The organism is Ochrobactrum sp. PL_is483 (genome assembly GCF_055816855.1).
Genome location: NZ_JBVPGS010000037.1, coordinates 263,054 through 283,504 on the forward strand (window position 1 = coordinate 263,054; position 20,451 = coordinate 283,504).

At 58.4% G+C, this 20,451-nt stretch carries 26 protein-coding genes; 17 read left to right on the forward strand and 9 right to left on the reverse strand.

The annotated features are described in order from the left end of the window. Positions 1–232: 232 nt before the first annotated feature. Positions 233–826 carry a ribosome hibernation-promoting factor, HPF/YfiA family gene (gene hpf / locus AC0TNJ_RS14925; RefSeq protein WP_105540902.1) on the forward strand — a complete coding sequence of 198 codons (594 nt, stop codon included), beginning with the start codon at positions 233–235 and terminating at the stop codon, positions 824–826. 99 nt (positions 827–925) lie between these two features. After that, positions 926–1,390: a PTS IIA-like nitrogen regulatory protein PtsN gene (ptsN, locus tag AC0TNJ_RS14930; RefSeq protein ID WP_006465889.1), complete on the forward strand. Its 465-nt coding sequence runs from the start codon at positions 926–928 to the stop codon at positions 1,388–1,390. Between the two features lie 248 nt (positions 1,391–1,638). On the opposite strand, the gene AC0TNJ_RS14935 is transcribed toward ptsN, so the two are convergent. From AC0TNJ_RS14935 to AC0TNJ_RS14945, 3 genes are all read right to left on the reverse strand, one after another. Further along, positions 1,639–1,884, reverse strand: coding sequence for a BQ00720 family protein (locus AC0TNJ_RS14935; protein WP_010658006.1), 246 nt, complete (start codon positions 1,882–1,884; stop codon positions 1,639–1,641). Between the two features lie 103 nt (positions 1,885–1,987). After that, positions 1,988–2,410 carry an Hsp20 family protein gene (locus AC0TNJ_RS14940; RefSeq protein ID WP_006470903.1) on the reverse strand — a complete coding sequence of 141 codons (423 nt, stop codon included), beginning with the start codon at positions 2,408–2,410 and terminating at the stop codon, positions 1,988–1,990. 251 nt (positions 2,411–2,661) lie between these two features. After that, positions 2,662–3,159: a DUF2244 domain-containing protein gene (locus AC0TNJ_RS14945; RefSeq protein WP_473771520.1), complete on the reverse strand. Its 498-nt coding sequence runs from the start codon at positions 3,157–3,159 to the stop codon at positions 2,662–2,664. An 87-nt stretch (positions 3,160–3,246) separates the two neighbouring features. On the opposite strand from AC0TNJ_RS14945, the gene nth reads away from it, so the two are divergent. Beyond that, positions 3,247–3,996, forward strand: coding sequence for an endonuclease III (gene nth / locus AC0TNJ_RS14950; RefSeq protein ID WP_473768905.1), 750 nt, complete (start codon positions 3,247–3,249; stop codon positions 3,994–3,996). On the opposite strand, the gene AC0TNJ_RS14955 is transcribed toward nth, so the two are convergent. Beyond that, complete coding sequence (locus tag AC0TNJ_RS14955) at positions 3,971–4,699, reverse strand: sulfate transporter family protein (RefSeq protein WP_473771521.1); 729 nt, start codon at positions 4,697–4,699, stop codon at positions 3,971–3,973. The genes nth and AC0TNJ_RS14955 overlap by 26 nt on opposite strands. A gap of 230 nt (positions 4,700–4,929) precedes the next feature. On the opposite strand from AC0TNJ_RS14955, the gene AC0TNJ_RS14960 reads away from it, so the two are divergent. Beyond that, complete coding sequence (locus AC0TNJ_RS14960; RefSeq protein ID WP_473771522.1) at positions 4,930–5,925, forward strand: adenosine kinase; 996 nt, start codon at positions 4,930–4,932, stop codon at positions 5,923–5,925. Positions 5,926–5,927: 2 nt separating this feature from the next. Here AC0TNJ_RS14960 and AC0TNJ_RS14965 read toward each other — a convergent pair whose 3' ends face one another. From AC0TNJ_RS14965 to hrcA, 3 genes are all read right to left on the reverse strand, one after another. Beyond that, positions 5,928–6,584, reverse strand: a complete 657-nt coding sequence (locus tag AC0TNJ_RS14965; protein WP_122003067.1) for a trimeric intracellular cation channel family protein — start codon at positions 6,582–6,584, stop codon at positions 5,928–5,930. 257 nt (positions 6,585–6,841) lie between these two features. After that, complete coding sequence (grpE, locus tag AC0TNJ_RS14970; protein ID WP_122003133.1) at positions 6,842–7,534, reverse strand: nucleotide exchange factor GrpE; 693 nt, start codon at positions 7,532–7,534, stop codon at positions 6,842–6,844. A 106-nt stretch (positions 7,535–7,640) separates the two neighbouring features. Beyond that, positions 7,641–8,711 (reverse strand): heat-inducible transcriptional repressor HrcA, encoded by a 1,071-nt coding sequence (hrcA, locus tag AC0TNJ_RS14975; RefSeq protein ID WP_122003068.1) that lies wholly within the window; start codon positions 8,709–8,711, stop codon positions 7,641–7,643. 189 nt (positions 8,712–8,900) lie between these two features. Between hrcA and rph the strand changes: the two genes are divergently transcribed. From rph to AC0TNJ_RS15035, 12 genes are all read left to right on the forward strand, one after another. Then, entirely contained in the window at positions 8,901–9,617 is a 717-nt protein-coding gene (rph, locus tag AC0TNJ_RS14980; protein ID WP_122003069.1) for a ribonuclease PH, read from the forward strand. 84 nt (positions 9,618–9,701) lie between these two features. Then, positions 9,702–10,112: a VOC family protein gene (locus AC0TNJ_RS14985; RefSeq protein ID WP_473771523.1), complete on the forward strand. Its 411-nt coding sequence runs from the start codon at positions 9,702–9,704 to the stop codon at positions 10,110–10,112. 61 nt (positions 10,113–10,173) lie between these two features. Continuing rightward, entirely contained in the window at positions 10,174–10,836 is a 663-nt protein-coding gene (gene rdgB / locus AC0TNJ_RS14990; protein WP_473771524.1) for an RdgB/HAM1 family non-canonical purine NTP pyrophosphatase, read from the forward strand. Next, positions 10,833–12,047: a radical SAM family heme chaperone HemW gene (gene hemW / locus AC0TNJ_RS14995; RefSeq protein ID WP_473771525.1), complete on the forward strand. Its 1,215-nt coding sequence runs from the start codon at positions 10,833–10,835 to the stop codon at positions 12,045–12,047. The genes rdgB and hemW overlap by 4 nt, the downstream gene beginning before the upstream one ends. 10 nt (positions 12,048–12,057) lie before the next feature. Beyond that, positions 12,058–12,969, forward strand: a complete 912-nt coding sequence (gene rsmI / locus AC0TNJ_RS15000; protein ID WP_473768901.1) for a 16S rRNA (cytidine(1402)-2'-O)-methyltransferase — start codon at positions 12,058–12,060, stop codon at positions 12,967–12,969. Further along, positions 12,966–13,346, forward strand: coding sequence for a YraN family protein (locus AC0TNJ_RS15005; protein ID WP_473768900.1), 381 nt, complete (start codon positions 12,966–12,968; stop codon positions 13,344–13,346). The genes rsmI and AC0TNJ_RS15005 overlap by 4 nt, the downstream gene beginning before the upstream one ends. Before the next feature lie 170 nt (positions 13,347–13,516). After that, positions 13,517–14,953, forward strand: coding sequence for a siroheme synthase CysG (gene cysG, locus AC0TNJ_RS15010; protein ID WP_473771526.1), 1,437 nt, complete (start codon positions 13,517–13,519; stop codon positions 14,951–14,953). A 38-nt stretch (positions 14,954–14,991) separates the two neighbouring features. Continuing rightward, complete coding sequence (locus AC0TNJ_RS15015) at positions 14,992–15,309, forward strand: DUF2849 domain-containing protein (protein ID WP_473771527.1); 318 nt, start codon at positions 14,992–14,994, stop codon at positions 15,307–15,309. A 75-nt stretch (positions 15,310–15,384) separates the two neighbouring features. Beyond that, positions 15,385–17,055 (forward strand): nitrite/sulfite reductase, encoded by a 1,671-nt coding sequence (locus AC0TNJ_RS15020; RefSeq protein ID WP_122003076.1) that lies wholly within the window; start codon positions 15,385–15,387, stop codon positions 17,053–17,055. Next, a complete protein-coding gene (locus tag AC0TNJ_RS15025) occupies positions 17,030–17,794 on the forward strand; it encodes a phosphoadenylyl-sulfate reductase (protein ID WP_473768898.1) in 765 nt (254 codons plus the stop codon). The genes AC0TNJ_RS15020 and AC0TNJ_RS15025 overlap by 26 nt, the downstream gene beginning before the upstream one ends. Beyond that, on the forward strand, positions 17,791–18,315 hold the full coding sequence (locus AC0TNJ_RS15030; protein WP_473768897.1) for a DUF934 domain-containing protein: 525 nt from the start codon (positions 17,791–17,793) through the stop codon (positions 18,313–18,315). The genes AC0TNJ_RS15025 and AC0TNJ_RS15030 overlap by 4 nt, the downstream gene beginning before the upstream one ends. A gap of 78 nt (positions 18,316–18,393) precedes the next feature. Continuing rightward, complete coding sequence (locus AC0TNJ_RS15035) at positions 18,394–18,687, forward strand: Dabb family protein (RefSeq protein WP_122003079.1); 294 nt, start codon at positions 18,394–18,396, stop codon at positions 18,685–18,687. On the opposite strand, the gene AC0TNJ_RS15040 is transcribed toward AC0TNJ_RS15035, so the two are convergent. Beyond that, a complete protein-coding gene (locus AC0TNJ_RS15040) occupies positions 18,688–19,266 on the reverse strand; it encodes a methylated-DNA--[protein]-cysteine S-methyltransferase (RefSeq protein ID WP_122003080.1) in 579 nt (192 codons plus the stop codon). Between the two features lie 232 nt (positions 19,267–19,498). Between AC0TNJ_RS15040 and AC0TNJ_RS15045 the strand changes: the two genes are divergently transcribed. Then, positions 19,499–19,744, forward strand: a complete 246-nt coding sequence (locus AC0TNJ_RS15045) for a hypothetical protein (protein ID WP_010658028.1) — start codon at positions 19,499–19,501, stop codon at positions 19,742–19,744. Positions 19,745–19,798: 54 nt separating this feature from the next. Here AC0TNJ_RS15045 and AC0TNJ_RS15050 read toward each other — a convergent pair whose 3' ends face one another. Beyond that, a complete protein-coding gene (locus AC0TNJ_RS15050; protein ID WP_473771528.1) occupies positions 19,799–20,218 on the reverse strand; it encodes a BA14K family protein in 420 nt (139 codons plus the stop codon). Between the last annotated feature and the right edge of the window lie 233 nt (positions 20,219–20,451).

The following is a 20,451-nucleotide window of genomic DNA, read 5'->3' on the forward strand; positions in this document are numbered from 1 at the left end:
GGCAACCATCCCGGTGAGGGGCTATCGATTGGCGCAGCTACGACTTCCAAGGCTTTTCGGAAGGTGTTTCAACACCTCGCCGGAAAGTGCGCCTGAGAAGGGAGCTTGCTCCGTGAATCTGATTGGAAAAACGCACAGGACGAAAAGCATCTTTGATGCTGGTTCGCTTTGCGCTTCGCTCGCCTTGTGATTAGACTGAGTCCTGTGGTGTAACGCAAATGAGGTGTGCCAAATGACTCTGCGTGTATCTGGAAAGCATATGGACGTCGGTGAAGCTTTCACAACCCGGATCGTTGATCGGGTGAACGAAGCTGTCGGCAAATATTTCGATCATGGCTTTTCCGGACAGGTTACGGTCACCAAGTCCGGTTCGCGTTACAGTGCAGATTGCACCTTGCACCTCGATAGCGGTGCAACCTTGCAAAGCACTGGCGACGCACAGGATCCACAGCTGGCTTTTGAAGCGGCTGCGGACAAGATCGAAACCCGCCTTCGCCGCTATAAGCGCCGTCTGAAGTCGCGCCCGGCTACACAGCCAGATGCGATCTATGATGACGTTGCATATCGTGTTATGGCACCCCTGTCGGAGGAAGAGGAGGATCTTCCGGCGGATTATGCGCCGACTATCGTTGCGGAATCGTCCGTCGCCCTGCGCACAATGTCGGTGGCGTCGGCGGTCGTGGAGCTGGATCTGATCGAGAATCCGGTTCTGGTATTCCGCAATGCCGGCAATGATGAAGTTAACATCGTCTACCGTCGCGCGGACGGCAACATCGGCTGGGTCGATCCATCAATGGTCACCCGCCAGGCCGCGCCACGCGCCTGACGGCAAACCTGAAGCGCACGCAGCGGATCGCGATTAGGCGGCCGCGTGCGCTTCCCAAAACCGGGCCGTGACGGCCTGATTGAAGAAGGAACGGAGAGAATGGATCTTAGTGATCTGATTCAGCCAGGGGCGATTATCCCTGCGCTGAAAGCCAGCTCCAAAAAGCAGCTTTTGCAGATTCTGTCTGAAAAGGCTGCGGAACTGACCGGTCTCCCTGAGCGTGAAGTTTTCGAAACAATTCTCCAGCGTGAGCGCCTCGGTTCCACCGGGGTAGGGAACGGCGTCGCCATTCCGCACGGCAAGCTGGCGAACATCAACAAAATAGCCGGAATCTTCGCCCGTCTGGAAACCCCGGTCGATTTCGAGGCTCTGGACGATCAACCCGTCGATCTTGTTTTTCTGCTTCTCGCGCCGGAAAATGCCGGCGCGGATCATCTGAAGGCTCTTTCGCGCATAGCCCGCATGCTGCGCGATGCCGACACCGTTGCCAAATTGCGCGGTACGCATGACGCGCAGGCACTTTATTCATTCCTGACTGCTCAGCCCGCTTCCAACGCAGCCTGAGTTCGATAGAGCATTTCCAGCAAAGGTGCGAAGCGGTTTTGCATCGGAAAATGCGTAACAGATAGATAGTGCGGTTCAGGCGTTTCATTTAAACAGGGACCGCTCTCCTTTATCAAAAAAACCGCCGTTCAGCTCGAACGGCGGTTTTTCTTGTTCGCTTGCGGAAACAATTTGCGCAAGGAAGGGAATACTCCAAGCAGAACCATGCGGAGAGGCGATACCGGAGATGGCCGATATCGCATCAAACCTTAGTGCAGCATCACCGTGCGCAGTTCGTGGTCTTGCGCGCCCTGCAGCGCGGTGGCGCGAACATCGGAAAGCACGATCGGTTCGCCGCTGGCGCCGAAGAGCGCCCAGAGTTCGAGGCCCGGCTCGATCGGTGGGAGGGCAGGGAAGCTGCGGGCAAGGTCATCTGAACGGATCTTGCGCACATAGGCAACTTCACCTTCGCCGAGATGGGCGAATTCGTTTTCGGTGAATATGTGTCTGTTCATGGTCTTAGCCTCCATTTTGTCGGCATGTCATTTGCGACCATGCCGCATCAGAGCTTCACATTTTCAATATAGCGCTGTTGTGCTGAACAAAAACTGAACAGGTTCAGTCTTTCACCGCTATGTTGATTCGCTTGATCAGCCGCTCGGGTTCCGGACGGTCGAGATCGATGGCCAGAAGGCCGTTTTTCAGATCGCAACCGAGAACCCGCATGCCGTCTGCCAGAACGAAAACGCGCTGGAATTGTCGGGCAGCGATGCCGCGATGCAGAAATTCGCGCTCGGTATCATCGGTCTGGCGTCCGCGGATGACGAGCTGGTTGTCTTCCGTCATGACTTCGAGGTCATCGCTGGAGAAGCCGGCTACCGCCAAGGTGATGCGCAGGCGTTCGGAGCCCGTCTCGCCGCGCAGGCGTTCAATATTGTAGGGCGGATAACCGTCGCCGGATTTCGCGATCCGTTCCAGCGTCTTTTCCATCGTGTCGAATCCGAGCAGCAGAGGGCTCGAAAACGGTGTCATTCTTGTCATTGCATCAGTCCTTGATGAGAAGCGACCGTTATGAAGAGAACCCTTACGGCGTTTCTCTTCGCTCTCTGATATGGCTTGTGAAAAGCCCGACTTCAAGGGCCAATCCGGATTCCTTCGCTTCAGGGTAAAACGAAGTCCAGCTGCAAGATACCCGGCAATATTAAGGTGCTGCTAAAGCGCATCCCGAAAAGATGTCCGTAAAAAACAAACGGTTGGAGCGCCGATATGGTTCAATCAGATCGAAGCGCGCTTTATCGACGAGCTTCTGAAAGCGCTGCGCCAAAAGCTGTTGCGAAGCTTTCACGATCATCGGGATTGAGGAACTTGCCGATGGCGACGCTCTTTTCGCGGCTTTCGACGCTCATGCCGGTGATCCCTATGTCCGGTTTGCGCGCTACCTTGAACCTTGTCCAGAACGGATTGAAGCGATGGGCGGTCATCTTGCCGGATGCCGCATATTTGCGAATATGCAGGGCTGAGCGCGACACGGATATTTCCTCGCGGGCGCGGGCGGCGTGGTAATTCCAGCGAAAAGCCAGATAAATCAGCAGGACATCAAGGCCGAAAAAACCGAAGATCGGCCAGGCACCGATGGACCAGAAGAGAATACCGACGAACATCCAGCAACCAATCAGGGCGCCCATCAGGACGGTAAAGCCCGTCCGCCCCAGCGACCGATAGGGGGTGAGCAGGGCTTCGAAAATGGGTTTGTCGAACCGGTCGGGTTCTGCGCCGTCTGGATGGTGCATCGTTTTCAGATCATCTCGCAATCCCGCAATGGGCCTGCGTCAAGCTGCTGATTGTTTTGTCGATCAAGAAGCCATTATAGAGACGGAATGGAAAAGGCCAAAATCAAATCGCCCGTGAACGCTTCTCCTGCCGCACCGCGCCAGCGTCGTGTGCGGGGCACGCTTTATACGGCAGACGAGATTCACGAGATATTTCGCCGCTTCTCCATCCAGAGGCCGGAGCCGAAGGGCGAGCTTGAGCACGTGAATGCCTTTACGCTTCTCGTCGCCGTCGTTTTGTCGGCACAGGCCACCGATGCGGGTGTCAACAAGGCGACGCGCGGCCTCTTTGCCGTCGCCGATACGCCGCAGAAAATGCTGGCGCTCGGCGAGGAGAAGGTCGGCGATTATATCCGCACCATCGGCCTTTGGCGCAACAAGGCGAAGAACGTCATCCTCTTGTCGGAAGCGTTGATCCGCGATCATGGCGGTGAAGTTCCCGGCGACCGGGACGAACTGGTGAAGCTGCCGGGCGTGGGCCGCAAGACGGCCAATGTGGTGCTGAACATGGCTTTTGGCCAGCCGACCATGGCGGTGGACACGCATATTCTGCGCATCGGCAACCGGATCGGTCTTGCGCCTGGAAAAACCCCGGAAGCCGTCGAAGCCATTCTGGTGCGGGTCATTCCGGCGGAATACATGCTGCACGCGCATCACTGGCTGATCCTGCACGGGCGCTATACCTGCAAGGCGCGCAAGCCGGAATGCGAGAAATGCGTGATTGCCGATATCTGCAAATATCCGGCGAAAACCTGCGACGTGCCTGCGCCGCTTATCCCCTTGCCGCCGCAGGAGTAAGTCGGGCTTCGCGCTGCGAGATGGCTTTATGCAGATGGACCATCATCGTGGCCGCGAAAAGCGGCGTCAGAAGGTTGACGATGGGGATCGCCATGAAGCCTGCAATCAGCAATCCGGCCAGAAAGACCGTCACGCCATAATGTGATCTGAGCGCCTTCGCCTCCGCTTCGGATCGATAGCGCATGGCCGCAAACTCGAAAAATTCCCGTCCGAGCAGATAGGCGTTGATGACGAAGAATGCGATCAGGTTGACGCCGGGTATGAACAGCATCAGCAAGGCAACAATATTGCCGAGGATGACGACGCCCAGAAATTTCAGCGAAACGATGATGGAACGGCCGGTTGGCAAGGGCGTGCCGGGAGGATCGTTTGGATAGTCTTCGCGCTCGACCACTTCTGCGACATCATCGAGAAAGAGACCTGCCACAAGTGCGGTGACGGGTGCAATCATCAATGCCAGCACAAGCGCCAGGCCAAGCCCCGCGACAATGGCCGCGACAATGCCGAGCCAACCGGCCCAATCCGGCATGCCGGGCAATATCTGCGCCATCCACGGCCAGGCAAGGGTAAAAAAGATTTGACGGATCGCCGCCCAGAGGCCGACCAGCAGCAAAAGCGTCAATCCGAGCGTCTTCCAGAAAGCCGCGCGCAATTCCGGCGTGGTTAGGCGTTTCAGGGCTTTCAGAGCAGCTTCCAAGATCATTTTCGACCCAATTCCGACTGTGGACGAAGATGCAAATAAGTACGGCTTCGCCCCGGTACAAGCTGCACTACCCACAATGCGGAAGCGTGGCAGGGTAGCCAAAGGGGTTGCAAACGGCTAAACCCGCACGCACATGACTGCCGCATATCGGCCTGAAGCATGTCGCGGAAAGTGATGGCGATCTGCTTCTGGCGACAGGAGACTAATCAGAAGGGGAGCTTCTCGCGCTCATGGCCACATTCGACGTTCTTTGCATCGGCAACGCCATTGTCGATATTCTTTCACGCACCGATGACGCATTTCTGGAAACGAATGGTATCGTCAAAGGCGCGATGAACCTGATCGATGCGGAGCGTGCGGAACTGCTCTATAACCGGATCGCGGGGCCGGCGACGGAAATGTCCGGCGGCAGCGCCGGAAATACGGCAGCAGGCGTGGCGAGCCTCGGCGGACGCTCTGCCTATTTCGGCAAGGTCGCGACTGATCATCTGGGTCGTGTTTTCGCACATGATATCCGCGCACAGGGCGTTGCCTTCGATACGCGCCCGTTGGAAAACGGATCGCCGACGGCGCGCTCGATGATTTTCGTGACGCCGGACGGCGAGCGCTCGATGAACACCTATCTCGGCGCTTGCGTGGAACTGGGGCCGGAAGACGTTGAAACCTCCAAGGTGTCCGATGCGAAGGTGACCTATTTCGAAGGCTATCTGTGGGACCCGCCGCGTGCCAAGGAAGCCATCGTCATGGCCTCGAAGATCGCGCATGACAAAAATCGCCAGATGGCGATGACGCTTTCCGATCCATTCTGTGTCGACCGGTATCGCGAGGAATTTCTGCAGCTTATGCGCACGCGCACGGTCGATATCGTCTTTGCCAATGAGGATGAGGCCAAGTCGCTCTATAAGACGAAGTCGCTTGAAACGGCGATTGCCTCCATGCGCATGGATTGCGCGCTTTCAATCATCACCCGTTCGGAAAAAGGCGCCGTCGTGGTTACGCCTGACCAGACCTTGACGGTTCCCGCCATCGAAATCGATGCCTTGGTCGACACGACCGGGGCAGGCGATCTTTACGCCGCCGGTTTCCTTTACGGCTATACGAACGACCGCTCGCTTGAAGATTGCGCGCGCCTCGGCTCACTGGCGGCAGGTCTTATCATCCAGCAGATGGGGCCGCGCCCGCAGCTCAGCCTGCAGGCGGCTGCAAGCCAGGCAGGGCTTGTATAAAACTATTCAGGCCTGATGATCCGGTCGCGCTGAAGCTCTTCTTCGGTGCGTCCGGGGCGGCTTTTATAGACCGGCAGTGTCCAGCCGAAATAAAGGGCGCCGCCGCGAATGACAAAGGCGGTCAATGCGGCTGCGATTGCACATATGGCTGGCTCGACATGCAGCCCGGCAAGCAGAACATAAAGACATGCGCCCGCGAGCGAAGCCGTGACATAGATTTCACGGCGCATCAGCACGGAAGGCTCGCCAGCCACCATATCGCGCAAGATTCCGCCGAGCGTAGCCGTGGAAATGCCGGTCACGATGGCGACGGAGGGTCCGAAGCCGAGCGCCATCCCCTTGGCCGCACCCAATACCGTGTAGGCCGCCATGCCGATGGCGTCGAGCCAGAGCAGGACGCGATAACGCGATTCGACCATATGCGCGGTGAAATAGACAAAAATCGCCGCCAGCGTGCCAGCCAGCAGATAAGAGGGTTCGACAACCCAGAAAACCGGGGCGCCGAGCACGAGATCGCGCAATGTTCCGCCGCCAATGCCGGTGATATTGGCGAGGAAAAGAAAGCCGATAATGTCGAGCTGGCGACGCGAAGCGGCAAGAGCACCAGTCGCAGCGAAAACGAAAACGCCCGCGAAGTTCAAAAACTCAGGAATCGTCACGCTGCGGGTCTCCTCCAGATATACGGTGATAATTTTTCACCGGTGCGCCCCAATAGCAATATGCAAGTTATTCCAAGGCGCTGAGACGCTCTATTTCCTTGTTTTACGCATTATCCTGCGCAAAACCGCTTCGCACTTTTGGCATTCTGGTCAGTCGCCGCACCGGCTGAACTTGGCATCACCGCAAACCGGATGGCCGATATGAAAAGAGCGGCAGACAAAGCCGCCGCTCTCGTTTCATCGGTTAGTGATTGAAATCAGGCATCGCTCTCGGGAGCGGCAGCGCCATTATCGGCTGTTGCCTTCGGGCCGCCCTTCGAAACACCAACCATGGCCGGGCGCAGAACCCGGTCGCCAATGGCATAACCATCCTGCACGACCTGAACGACGGTGTTGTTCGGCAGGTCCGGATTCGGCACTTCAAACATGGCCTGATGGAAATTCGGGTCGAACTTCTGGCCTTCTGGCTCCAGTTTCTTGACGCCGTGACGCTCCAGGGCGAGCAGCATGGCGCGTTTGGTCATTTCGACGCCGTCGGCGAGCGACTTCAGGCTGGCATCGGTTTCGAGAGCATCGGCAGGGATAGCCTCAAGTGCGCGGCCCAGATTGTCGGAAACCGAAAGCATGTCGCGGGCAAAATTGGTCACGGCATAGGTGCGCGCGTCCTGCACATCCCGCTGGGTGCGCTTGCGCAGGTTTTCCATTTCGGCGGCAGCGCGCAAAAGCTGGTCCTTCAGCTCGCCATTATCCGCTTCGAGCATGGCAATCCGGTTGGCGGTTTCATCCACTTCCGCTTCGGCTTCATCCTCGGCAGCTTCCGCGCGGGCTTCGGCTTTGCGCGCCTTCAGAAAATCGTCGGCGGCACGGCTCAGCGCCTCGCGATCCCGGGGATTGTTGATATCGCGCTGCTCAAGATCGGGGTTCTGGGATTTGTTTTTTTCGTCAGCCATCATGCTACTTCCGTCTTGAATATCTTCTGGGGCGGATATCGAGTTTCATGTCGATAAAATCAAGGTCTATTTTCAGGGCCTTGGTTTGTCCCGGCACGTCTGACAGTTACCGCAACAGCCGGGATACGATTTGGGCGGTATAGTCCACCATCGGGACGATCCGCGCATAATTGAGCCGTGTGGGGCCGATTACCCCCAGGGCACCAATAACCCTTTGCTCGCTGTCGCGATAGGGGGCGACCACCAGCGATGAGCCGGAAAGCGAGAAAAGCTTGTTCTCCGAGCCGATAAAGATGCGCACCCCTGATCCGGCCTCGGCAAGATCGAGAAGCTGGACCATGCCGTCCTTGGTCTCCAGATCATCGAACAGATGGCGCAGGCGCTCTATGTCTTCCTGCGCATGGATGTTTTCCAGAAGGTTGGCGCGCCCGCGCACAATCAGCCGTGCCGGTTGATCGGTTCCAGCGCCGCTCCACACCGCCAGCCCCTGGGCGACCAGTTCCTGCGACAGCTGGTCGAGTTCCTGCCGCGTTTCTTCCGTCAGCTTTTTCAGCTCCGCCTTGGCTTCGGAAAGCGTGTGACCGTGAATATGCGCATTGAGAAAATTCGACGCTTCGACAAGCTGCGAGTTGCTGATGCCGGCGGGCAGGCTGACGACACGGTTTTCGACATCGCCATTCTGCATGACCAGCACCGCAAGCGCCCGGGTCGGCTCCAGGCGAACAAATTCGATATGTTTCAGCGCACCTTCCGCCTTGGTGGCCAGCACGAGGCCAGCGCCGCGCGACAGGCCGGAAAGAACCTGACTTGCTTCGGTAAGCACGCTTTCGACCGAATTGTTTGTGCCAGCGGAACGAACTTGCGCTTCAATGGAGGAGCGTTCCTCCGGCGGCAGGTCGCCCACTTCCAGAAATGCATCGACAAAAAAGCGCAGTCCGATCTGCGTCGGCAGGCGTCCGGCTGAGACATGCGGCGCATAGATCAGGCCCAGATGCTCCAGATCGCTCATGACATTGCGGATGGTCGCAGGCGAAAGCGTGTGCGGCAGCAATCGCGACAGGTTGCGAGAGCCGAGCGGATCGCCATCGTTCAGATAGGTTTCCACAATCAGCCTGAAAATATCGCGCGAACGCTGGTCGAGCGAACTCAAAAGCTGGTGTTCCGGCGTTTTCATCATAATATGGTCGCGAACTCTAGAAATAGGACACGACAAATATAAGGGCGCAAGCCAAAGCGTCAAAGGCTTTAGCTCCATCCTGACAGGCATCTCAACATCTGTGTCGGTTTTTCGGGGCAGATGGCTTTCTATTTGTGAGCGGGGGGCCTAAAAAGTCGCACCGGAAAAATTGAATCGAGGAATTCCCTAATGCGTCCATCCAAGCGTGCAGCCGACGAAATGCGCGCCGTCTCCTTCGAGCGCGGCATCTCCAAACATGCGGAAGGCTCCTGCCTCGTCAAGTTTGGCGACACGCACGTCTTGTGCACGGCGAGCCTTGAGGAAAAGGTGCCGGGCTGGATGCGCAATACGGGCAAGGGCTGGGTCACGGCGGAATATGGCATGCTGCCGCGTTCGACCGGCGACCGCATGCGCCGCGAAGCCGCCGCTGGCAAGCAGGGCGGGCGCACGCAGGAAATCCAGCGCCTGATCGGACGAAGCCTCCGCGCCGTTGTCGATATGCAGGCGCTCGGCGAAGTGCAGATCACGGTCGACTGCGACGTTATTCAGGCCGATGGCGGCACCCGCACGGCGGCAATCACCGGCGGTTGGGTGGCGCTTCATGAATGCCTGCGCTGGATGGAAGCGCGCCAGATGGTGCGTGTCGAAAAGGTCCTGAAAGACCATATCGCTGCTATTTCGTGCGGTATCTACGAGGGCGTGCCTGTGCTCGATCTGGACTATGCCGAAGATTCCGTCGCCGAAACCGACAGCAATTTCGTGATGACCGGCAAGGGCGGGATCGTTGAAATTCAGGGAACGGCGGAAGGCGCGCCTTTTTCGGAAGAAGAGTTCGCCAGCCTGATGAAGCTTGCACGCGGCGGCATCGATCGTCTTGTGTCCTTGCAGAAAATGGCGGTGGCTTAAGCTATTTGCAGCCGAACAGGACGACTTTTGGAACAGGCTCTGATAGGACAGTGCCTGCTCCATCTCAATGAGGAGACCTGATCCATGCGTGCCGCCCGCATTCTTGAAACCGCGCTCTATGTCCGCGATATCGCCGAGGCGATAGAGTTCTATCGGGGAACGATGGGGCTGGAGCCGGTTGGGAAAGTCAGCGACCGCAACGCTTTCTTCCGCTGCGGCGATGGCATATTGCTTCTCTTCAAGGCGGAAGAAACCTTGAAGCCGCCATTGCCCGGTCATCTGCCCGTGCCAACGCATGGCACGACGGGGCCGGGTCATGTATGTTTTGCCGCAAGCCGCGCCGAGATCGACGGCTGGCGGAAACATCTGGAACAACATGGCGTCGCCATTGAGGCCGAGTTCGATTGGCCCAACGGCGCGCATTCGATTTATTTCCGTGATCCATCCGGCAATTCGCTGGAGATCGCTGAACCGAAATTATGGGCTAGAGCATGATCCCGAAAAGTGGGAACCGGTTTTCGGAAAAGATTATGCGATGTTAAAACAGGTCATGAAAATGAGAACGCTGGAAAAGGGCAAGCTGATCGTTGCCTCGCACAATGCAGGCAAGCTCAAGGAATTTGACGGGCTGATCGGCCCGTTCGGTTTCGAGGTCAGCTCGGTTGCCGCTCTCGGTCTTCCTGAACCCGATGAAACGGGCACGACATTCGAGGAAAACGCCTATATCAAGGCGCTTGCTGCGGCAGAAGCCACCGGCCTGCCCGCCTTGTCCGACGATTCCGGCATGATGGTCGATGCGCTTGACGGCGATCCCGGCGTCTACACCGCAAACTGGGCCGAGACCGAGGACGGTACGCGCGATTTCGACATGGCGATGCAGAAGGTCGAGAACCTGCTGCAGGAAAAGGGCGCCGTCGAACCGCAGCAACGCAAGGCACGGTTTGTATCGGTCATCTGCCTTGCCTGGCCGGATGGCGAGGCGGAGTATTTCCGTGGCGAGGTCGAAGGCACGATGGTCTGGCCGCCGCGCGGCACGACCGGCTTCGGTTTCGATCCGATTTTCCTGCCTGATGGCTATGAAAAGACCTTTGGCGAAATGACCGCCGATGAAAAGCATGGCTGGAAACCGGGCGACGCTTCGGCCCTGTCGCACCGTGCGCGTGCCTTCAAGCTTTTTGCCGAAAAAGCGCTCGACGTGGAGCAGGCCTCCGCAAAATGAACAAGCTGTTTCCCCCTTTGCAGGAAAAAAATGCTGCCAGCGCGATCCCTATCGCGCGGGTAAACGGGGAAAATGCATTTGGCGTTTATGTGCATTGGCCGTTCTGCCTGGCCAAATGCCCTTATTGCGACTTCAACAGCCATGTCCGTCACAAGCCGGTGGATCAGGCGCGTTTTTCCGAAGCGTTCCGGCGCGAAATGGAAACGCTGCGCGAACGCACCGGGCCGCGCACCGTCACCAGCATTTTTCTGGGCGGCGGCACGCCATCGCTGATGCAGCCCGAAACGGTGGGCGCGCTGCTCGACAGCATTGCCTCGCATTGGTCTGTTGCGAAGGACATCGAAGTGACGCTTGAGGCCAACCCGACCAGCGTGGAGGCCGACCGTTTTCGCGGCTATCGCGCGGCGGGCGTCAACCGCGTGTCGCTCGGCATTCAGGCGCTTAATGATCCCGATCTGCGTCGTCTCGGGCGCATGCATTCGGTGGAAGAGGCAAAAGCGGCCATTCGCCTGGCGCGCGAGATTTTCCCGCGCCTGTCCTTCGATCTGATTTATGCGCGCCCGAACCAAACCATTGAGGCTTGGCGCGAGGAGTTGAAGGAAGCAATCGGGCTCGCCGCCGATCATCTGTCGCTCTATCAGCTGACGATCGAGGAAGGCACGCAGTTCTATAATCTCTGGAAGGCGGGCAAGCTGACGACGCCTGAGCCGGATCACGCCGCAGCGCTTTATGAGGAAACGCAAAGGGTGACGGCGGAGCATGGTCTCCCCGCCTATGAGATTTCCAACCATGCCGTGCCGGGGCGCGAGTCGCAGCACAATCTGGTCTATTGGCGCTATGGGCAATATGTCGGCATCGGTCCGGGCGCGCACGGGCGCTTCGTGGAAAACGATGTACGCACCGTGACCATGACCGAAAAACACCCGGAAACCTGGCTGGACAAGGTTGAACGCAGTGGCCACGGCATTATCGAGGAAGAATATCTCGATGGCGGGCAGGAAGGCGACGAGTTCCTGATGATGGGGCTGCGCTTGCGCGAAGGTATCGATCTTGCCCGTTATGAGCGGCTTTCCGGCCATGCGATAGACGAGAAGCGACTGGCGAAATTGATTGCCGAAGGCATGATCGAGCCGATGGGCGGCAGCATCATTCGCGCAACGCCGGACGGTGCGCTGGTGCTGGATGCGCTGGTCGCTGATCTCGCGGCATAAAGGACAAGCAATGACTGATGATACGGGCGAGGGGCGGCGGGAATATGTGGTGGGCGGCACGACGATGCGCGCCCGGCCGCTGGAGCCCGCACTTTACATCGTCTCTACGCCGATCGGCAATCTTGGCGACATGACGTTGCGCGGGATCGAAACGCTGGCTTCCGTCGATATTCTGGCCTGTGAAGATACGCGTGTGACCCGTGTTCTTCTCGACCGTTATGGCATTTCTCGCCGTCCGATCAGCTATCACGAACACAACGCCGCCGAGGCTGGAGAAAAGCTGATTGCGGCGCTGACGGCGGGAAAAAGCGTTGCGCTGGTGTCCGATGCGGGGACGCCACTCGTTTCCGATCCGGGCTTTCGTCTGGTGGGCGAAGCGCGCGAGGCGGGTATTCGCGTTGTCCCCATTCCAGGCGCTTCCGCCGTTCTGGCAGCCCTTGCCGCTTCAGGCCTGCCGACCGACGCCTTCATGTTCTGCGGTTTCCTGCCGTCCAAACATGGCCAACGGCTGTCGAAGCTTGAAAGCTTGAAAGCAATAGATGCCACGCTGGTATTCTACGAGTCGCCCAACCGTACCGCTGCAACACTGGCCGACATGGCTGCTGCTTTTGGAGCGGAGCGGGCAGGCGCGCTCTGCCGTGAATTGACCAAAGCCTATGAAACCGTTGTCACGGCATCGCTTGGTGAACTTGCGGCCCGGTTCGACGGTGAGGATCGTATTCGCGGTGAGGTCGTGCTGCTGGTCGGCCCGCCAGCCGGCGATGCTGTTCCGCAAAGCGAGGAAGATATCGATAGGCTGCTTCTGTCGCTTGCCGCTGAACTGCCGCCATCCAAGGCCGCAGGCGAGGCGGCGCGCATGACCGGCGGTCAGAAATCGGTTCTCTATCAGCGTCTCATGCAACTGAAATCGGAGCAGCGATGACCGATCTCCGCGAGAAAAAGCGAACGGCTTTCTTTCGCGGACACAGCGCCGAACGCATGGCCGCTCTGGTGCTTCTTCTGAAAGGTTTTCGCATTGTCGCGCGGCGCTATCGGACACGGCTCGGCGAAATCGATCTGATCGCCCGGCGCGGCAATCTGGTGCTCATCGTCGAGGTCAAGGCGCGGCGCAGTCTGGAAGCCGCGCACCTCGCCGTCACGCCTGAGGCCATGCACCGCATCGAAGCCGCCGCCGATCTCTGGCTGCAACGCCAGCCCGATCATGCCCGCCTGTCGCTGCGTTTCGATCTGATTGCAGTATTGCCGCGACGATGGCCGAAGCATGTTCCTGCATTCTTCACGAGCGGCAATTACTTATAAGTCTATGTAAATCCTATAAAAATTGTAGGGTATATTTACCCTGCTTCCGGGAATGAAAATCCTGCAATTGCCTGATTTGAGAAAAAGTGATGCGCGGCGAGATTTTCGCACGCAAGCCCGTTTCTTATAAAATTACGCCGCTCAAAGGATAATGGCGCCATCTTAAAAGGATGGTGCTCATGTCTTTTTCGCAAAAGCGTCCGCTGGCTGATTTTCCTGCCTTCTTCCGGGTGTCGGAAGAGGTGGTGGTCGTCGTCGGCGGCGGCGAGGAAGCACTCAACAAGGCGCGCCTTGTGGCGCAGACGTCCGCACGCCTTCGCATCGTGGCCGAAGAAACGGAACATCATCTGGCCGAGTTCATCGCAAGCCATGATGTGGAGCATGTCGCAGCACCTTTTGCATCGGAACATGTTGAAGGCGCAAAGCTTGTTTTCGTGGCAACCGGCGATGAAGCGCAGGATCGCGCCGTTGCCGCCGTGGTGAAGGCCGAGAGGGTTCCGGTCAATGTCGTTGACCGTCCGGCACTTTGCGATTTCCTGACGCCAGCCATCGTCAACCGTGCGCCACTGACGATTGCAATCGGTTCAGAAGGCACGGCCCCGGTCCTGGCGCAGATGGTGCGAGCACGTATCGACGCCGCCTTTTCGCCGCGTCTTGGCGAGCTTGCGCATTTTGCCGAAAGCTGGCGTCCACTGGTCGAGCGCGCATTGCCCAAGGGGCTGGCGCGCCGCAGCTTCTGGCGCGGGTTCTTTTCAGGTCGTGTTGCCAGCGCCATTGAAAACGGTGATCGCGCCGAAGCTTATAAGGCCGCAAGCGACCTGATCGAGCAGCGCGACAATGCCGCCGGTTATGTCTGGCTGGTCGGCGCCGGTCCGGGTGCGGAAGACCTGCTGACGCTTCGCGCGCACCGCGCGTTGATGGAAGCCGATGTTATCGTGCATGACGCTCTGGTGCCGGAAGGCATTATTGCCATGGGACGCCGCGATGCCGAGCGCCTTGCCGTTGGCAAGCGCAAGGGCTGCCATTCCAAGAGCCAGGAAGAGATCAACCGCCTGCTGGTTTCACTCGGGCGGCAGGGCAAGCGCGTTGTGCGGCTGAAATCTGGCGATCCGCTGGTGTTCGGACGCGCAGGCGAGGAAATGGCGGCATTGCGTGCCGCCGGTATCGGGTTCGAAATCGTGCCCGGCATCACCTCGGCCTTTGCCGCCGCTGCCGATATGGAGCTGCCGCTGACGCTGCGGGGTGTCGCGTCGTCGCTGGTGTTCACGACCGGCCATGACATGACGGGCGACGTGCTGCCGGGCTGGGCAAAGCTCGCCGTCTCCGGCGCGACCATCGCCGTGTATATGGGCTCGACCGTCGCCGCATCGGTAGCCGCACGCCTGATTGGTGCGGGACTGCATGAAGATACCGCCGTGGCTGTGGTGGAAAATGCGAGCCGGCAGGACAAGCGCCTGTTTCACGGCACGCTCAAGGATTTGCCGGATCTGGAAAGCCGCAAGGAGCTTTCCGGCCCGGTCATGGTGATCATTGGCGACGCGGTCGCCGGTGCCGCAATCGACAAAGCCGAAGCGCTGGCCCTCAAGCCGGTTTCCGTCGCAGCCTGAACCCGTGGATGCGGGTAACAAAAGTTTGGAGTTTGGAAATGATCGTAAAAGTTCTCACTGCGAACCGGCTGATCGACGGACAGGCTGTGTGGCTTGGCGCCGATGGCTCCTGGCAGGAAACCATCGACGGCGCGCTGGTGGCCCGTCACGCGGAGGCCGTCGAGGCTCTTGAAGATGCGGGCAAGGTGGCTGCGAAAGCCAATCTGGTCGTCGATGTGAATGTGATTGATGTCGAGGAGCGTGCGGAGGGGCTTTATCCCATCCGCCTTCGCGAGCGCATCCGCCTTTCCGGCCCGACCATCGTGACCTTCGGCGATTTGCCCGTCGACAAGCCTGAATTGAAGCGCGCCTCGTAATATCTGTTGACGCATTTCCGGACGCAAAACCGGTTCCCACTTTTGCTGGAAATGCTCTGAAACCGGACCTAGCCTATGTATCGTTATGATGAATTCGACCGCGATTTCGTTGCGGCCCGTGTTGCCCAGTTCAAGGATCAGGTCGAGCGCCGACTGTCGGGCGAACTGACGGAAGAACAGTTCCGTCCGCTGCGCCTGATGAATGGCCTTTATCTGCAATTGCATGCCTATATGCTGCGGGTGGCTGTCCCTTATGGCACGCTGTCGAGCCGCCAGTTGCGCAAGCTTGGCCACATTGCGCGCGTCTACGACCGCGGCTTCGGCCATTTCACCACGCGCCAGAACATCCAGTATAACTGGCCTGCATTGAAGGATGTCCCGCGCATTCTGGAAGAGCTGGCGGAAGTCGAGATGCATGCCATCCAGACCTCCGGCAATTGCATTCGCAACGTGACCGCCGACCATTTCGCAGGCGCAGCCAGCGACGAAGTGGCCGATCCGCGCCCCTTCGCGGAAATCCTGCGGCAATGGTCTTCGCTACATCCGGAATTTTCCTATCTGCCGCGCAAGTTCAAGATCGCCATTGTCGGTTCGGAGCATGATCGTGCCGCCATTCAGGTGCATGACATCGGCTTGCAGCTGAAGAAGAACGAGGCAGGCGATCTGGGTCTTGCTGTCTATATCGGCGGCGGTCAGGGCCGCACGCCGATGGTGGCCAAGAAAATCCGCGACTTCCTGCCGATCGAGGACATGCTGACCTATGTGACGGCGATTGTCCGCGTCTATAATCTGCATGGCCGCCGCGACAACAAGTATAAGGCACGCATCAAGATCCTCGTCCATGAAACCGGTGTCGAGGAACTGACCCGCGAGATCGATGCCGAGTGGGAAGAAATCCGTCATGGCGAGCTGAAGCTGCCGCAGCGCGATATCGACGCCATCGAAAGCTATTTCCGCATGCCGAACCTGCCGCAACGGCCGGAAGGCTGGGAAGTGCTGGCGGTGACTCAGAAGGCCGATCCGCAATTTGCAAGCTGGGTGGCGCGCAATGTCACGCCGCACAAGCACCCGGATTATGCCGTCGTCACCATTTCACTCAAACCCATTGGCGGCATTCCGGGCGATGCCAGCGCGGAACAGATGGAGCTGGTGGCCGATATTGCGGCAACCTATTCCTTCGATGAAATCCGCGTCAGCCACGAGCAGAATCTGGTTCTGCCGCATGTGGCCAAGGCTGATCTCGCCGCCGTCTACGATCTCTTGCAATCGGATGGTCTGGTGACGCCGAATGCCGGTCTCATCACCGACATCATCGCTTGCCCCGGCCTCGACTATTGCGCCCTTGCCAATGCGCGCTCCATCCCGGTGGCGCAGCGCATTTCCGAACGTTTTGGCGACCAGCAGCGCCAGCTTGAAATCGGCGATCTCAAGATCAAGATTTCCGGCTGCATCAATGCCTGCGGCCACCATCATGTCGGCCATATCGGCATTCTGGGCGTCGAGAAGAAGGGTGAGGAACTCTATCAGATCACGCTTGGCGGCTCGGCGGATGAACAGTCGGCCATTGGCGAAATCACCGGTCGCGGCTTCTCGTCGGAAGATGTGGTGGATGCCATTGAAACGGTGGTCGACACCTATCTCGCCTTGCGCGAAAGCCCGGATGAGACCTTCCTCGCCGCCTATCGCCGCGTCGGCATGGAGCCGTTCAAACGCGCGCTTTATGGAGAAATCAGCCGTGCAGCTTGATGCTGAACAAAGCGCTGCCGCCGAAGCCCGCCTTCTGGAGGTGAGCCACGGCGCATCTACCCCGCAGGAAGTGATCGCGCTCGCCACGCGTGAACTCTACGGGGGGCAGATCGCGGTTGTGTCTTCCTTCGGCGCGGAATCGGCAGTGCTTCTGCACATGATTTCGGAAATCGATCCCGCGACCCCGGTTCTTTTCCTCGACACGGGCAAGCATTTCCGGGCAACGCTCGATTATCGTCACGATCTGGTGGACCGGCTGGGATTGACGGATGTGCAGGACATTCTGCCCGTTGAGGAAAGCCTTAAAAGCGAAGACCCGTTCGGCGCTTTGTCCATGACCGACAAGGATCGCTGCTGCTTCATCCGCAAGGTCGAGCCGATGGCGCGCGCCGTTGCGCCCTATCGCGCGTGGATGACGGGGCGCAAGCAGTTTCAGGCATCGACCCGCGAGAGCCTGCCGGTTTTTGAGGCCGTGGGGCCGCGTATCCGTATCAATCCGCTGGCGCGCTGGCAGGCGGCGGACCTCAAGGCCTATGCCGAAAAGTACGATCTGCCGCCGCATCCTCTGGTCGCGCAGGGCTATCGCTCCATTGGCTGCATGCCTTGCACGCGACCTGTAGGCGAGGGCGAAGATCAGCGGGCAGGCCGGTGGGCTGGATCGGAAAAGACAGAATGCGGCATCCACCTGTCGGGTCTGTCGGATAGCTTGAAGAATTTGGAAGCAGGGGACCGGAAATGAGCGATATCAACGAAACCAAACTCTGGTCTGCCGATGGCTTTCGCGAAGACGACTATGTCTTTGCCGACGATCTCGAGGCGGCGGGCGATGCGCCTGCGATCATCATTCCGCTGGCCATCTGGCTCGGTCTGGATGAGGAGCGCCGCCGCGTCTCCAACCGCCGCATTGGCGTGACGGTCGCGCCCGGCGAAGCCATCGATCCGCTTCTGGACGATCTGGGCAGCATTCCGTTGATCGCCTTGCAGTTTCCGGCTTTCAATGACGGTCGCTCTTATTCCAAGGCCGAGATTTTGCGCCGCGAAGGTTTTGCAGGCGAGTTGCGCGCCGTTGGCGATGTGCTGATCGATCAGGCCGCGCTAATGCTGCGCACCGGCTTTGACAGCCTTCAGGTGACGAACAAGGTTGCGCAGACGCGTCTTCATGAAAATCGTCTTGTCGATACACCCGGCTATTATCAGCCGGGACGCGGTTCTGTGCCGGAAGAAGGCGGTTTCGCCTGGCGGCGGGTGAAGGCCGGTTAAGCATTTCCCTTAAATTTGTCATTTGTCTACGCGCTTTGATGCGCTAAACACGCCTCACGAATTTAAGGGAGTTGCGGCGTGATCCGACATATTGTTTTCTTCAGCGTCAAGCAAGGTCAGGATATCGAGACGGTCAAAAAGGGGCTGGAACAGCTTGGCACCATACCCCATGCCGATCTTTTTGAAGTTTTGCCGAATTCCAAGGTCGATCCAATGTGCGACCGTATCGATCTGGTCGTTTATGCCGAATTCAAGGATGAGGAAGCGCTTTTTGCTTTCAAGAAGCATCCGACTTATGACGCGACAACGCAACTTGTGCGCCCGATGCGCGAACTGCGTTTTTCCGCAGATGTTGTGACGGACAAGTCCTGATTACCAGTCGGCCTGTGGTCTTTCCTGTAGCGGAAGGCCACCGAAAAGATCGGGTTCGCTGGACGTTCTCGCGCGCTCGATATTGAGAAGCTTGAGCTTGGTCGCAGTGCCGCCAGCCGCCGAAAACCCGCCAACCTTGCCATTGGAGCCCAGCACTCGATGGCAAGGCACGATAATCGGAAACGGGTTTTTGCCCAACGCATAGCCGACCGCCTGCGACAGGCTCACATCGCCGATCCGTCTGGCAATCGCGCCATAGGTCGTCGTCTCGCCCGCTCTCAGCTCCAGAATGATTTCATAGACCTGCCTGTTCAAATCGGGCTGGGTATCGAGCGCCAGCGGCGTGCCGGAAAAATCGACATCAGCACCCGTCAGAAGCGCGCGCACGCCTTCGATTGCATTGCTGACAAAAGCCGGAAGATTGATATCTTCCGCACCGGGAAAACGCTCGCCAAGCCGGTAGCGGGTTTCCTTTTCGTCAGCGTCTCCAATCTCGACGCCAACGATCTTCGGGCCGCGCCAGGCAATGCCGCACGGTCCGATTTCTGTTTCGAAAATGGTAATGCCTGACGATTCCATGGAAGTAATATTAGCATGGTTTCGGCTGGGACAAATGCCGGTTATCGGGCAACCATCGGAACGTTCACGTGAAAAAGTCGTAACAATTGCGGAAATTGGCGCAGCGAAACGGTTGAAGAACGGCACGAATAATGATTGTGTTGTGGCAACCGGCCAATGCCCTTAAATGGCCAAAACGATTGACGAGAGTTTCCGGCATCTGTCGCGGCGGGAGCGGAACCGAGGAATTTAAATGGACGATTACGAGCGATATGCCACAGGGTTGATGATCGTTTTTGGCGCGCTGATCATCGGCGGGCTCATGGCGGCGAACCTGTATCACGGCGACAAGCCGGGCTTTTTATTCGCACTGGGCGCTGCTGTGGTCAGCTGGTTCGCGGCCTTTGCCGTCCTGTTTGACAAGCCGCGCGTCTATGGCGTGATGATTGCCGTTGCGATCGGGCTGGTTGCAGCTTCGATCGGTGCCTATGTCACCTGATCGGCAGATCTTTCGATCATGGACAAAGCCCCGCATGAGCGGGGCTTTGTCGTTTCAGAGATAAGGCGAATAGCACTGGCGCCGCGGCCCGTAATTGGGCTGGAATGTGTTGTCGTAGGCTCGATAGGAGCGATAACGATTGTAGCACCAGCGCACATGCGGGTTGCCGCCGCGATAGACCGGGGCAGGGCGGTAGCGATAAACCGGGCCGGGGCCCCAATAACGGCGGTCATAGCGATAATAAGGCCGATAACGCGGACGATCATGCCGCCAGTGGCGATGGTGTTCGCGCCAATAGCCGCGGTCGCCGCGATAGTCGTAATATTGAACCTTCTGCACATTCGATGCCGGGGCCTGTGCAGACGGTGTCGCCATCGCAGATGGCTGCGCCGCATTGGCAGTCCCGGCAGCGGCGGATAGTCCCAAGCCGAGTGACAAACATGCGGCAAACAGGGAATAAGCAAACCTTTTCATTGGTCTCTCCTCACAGCGCATTCCCGAAAGTATGAACCGCTTCGGAAAATGCGCGCAAAAACAAACAACACATATTGTCCCTGCGATCATTTTTGCCCCCACATTGTGGCGGGGCGGTGGCTCTGCGCAGTCACGATTTCTTCCTTCGGGCAATAGACGGGTGATGCTCAATCCGGGGCGGAAAACATTTGTCCCGAATTGACATAAAGATATGTTTATGTCATTAAGCGAAC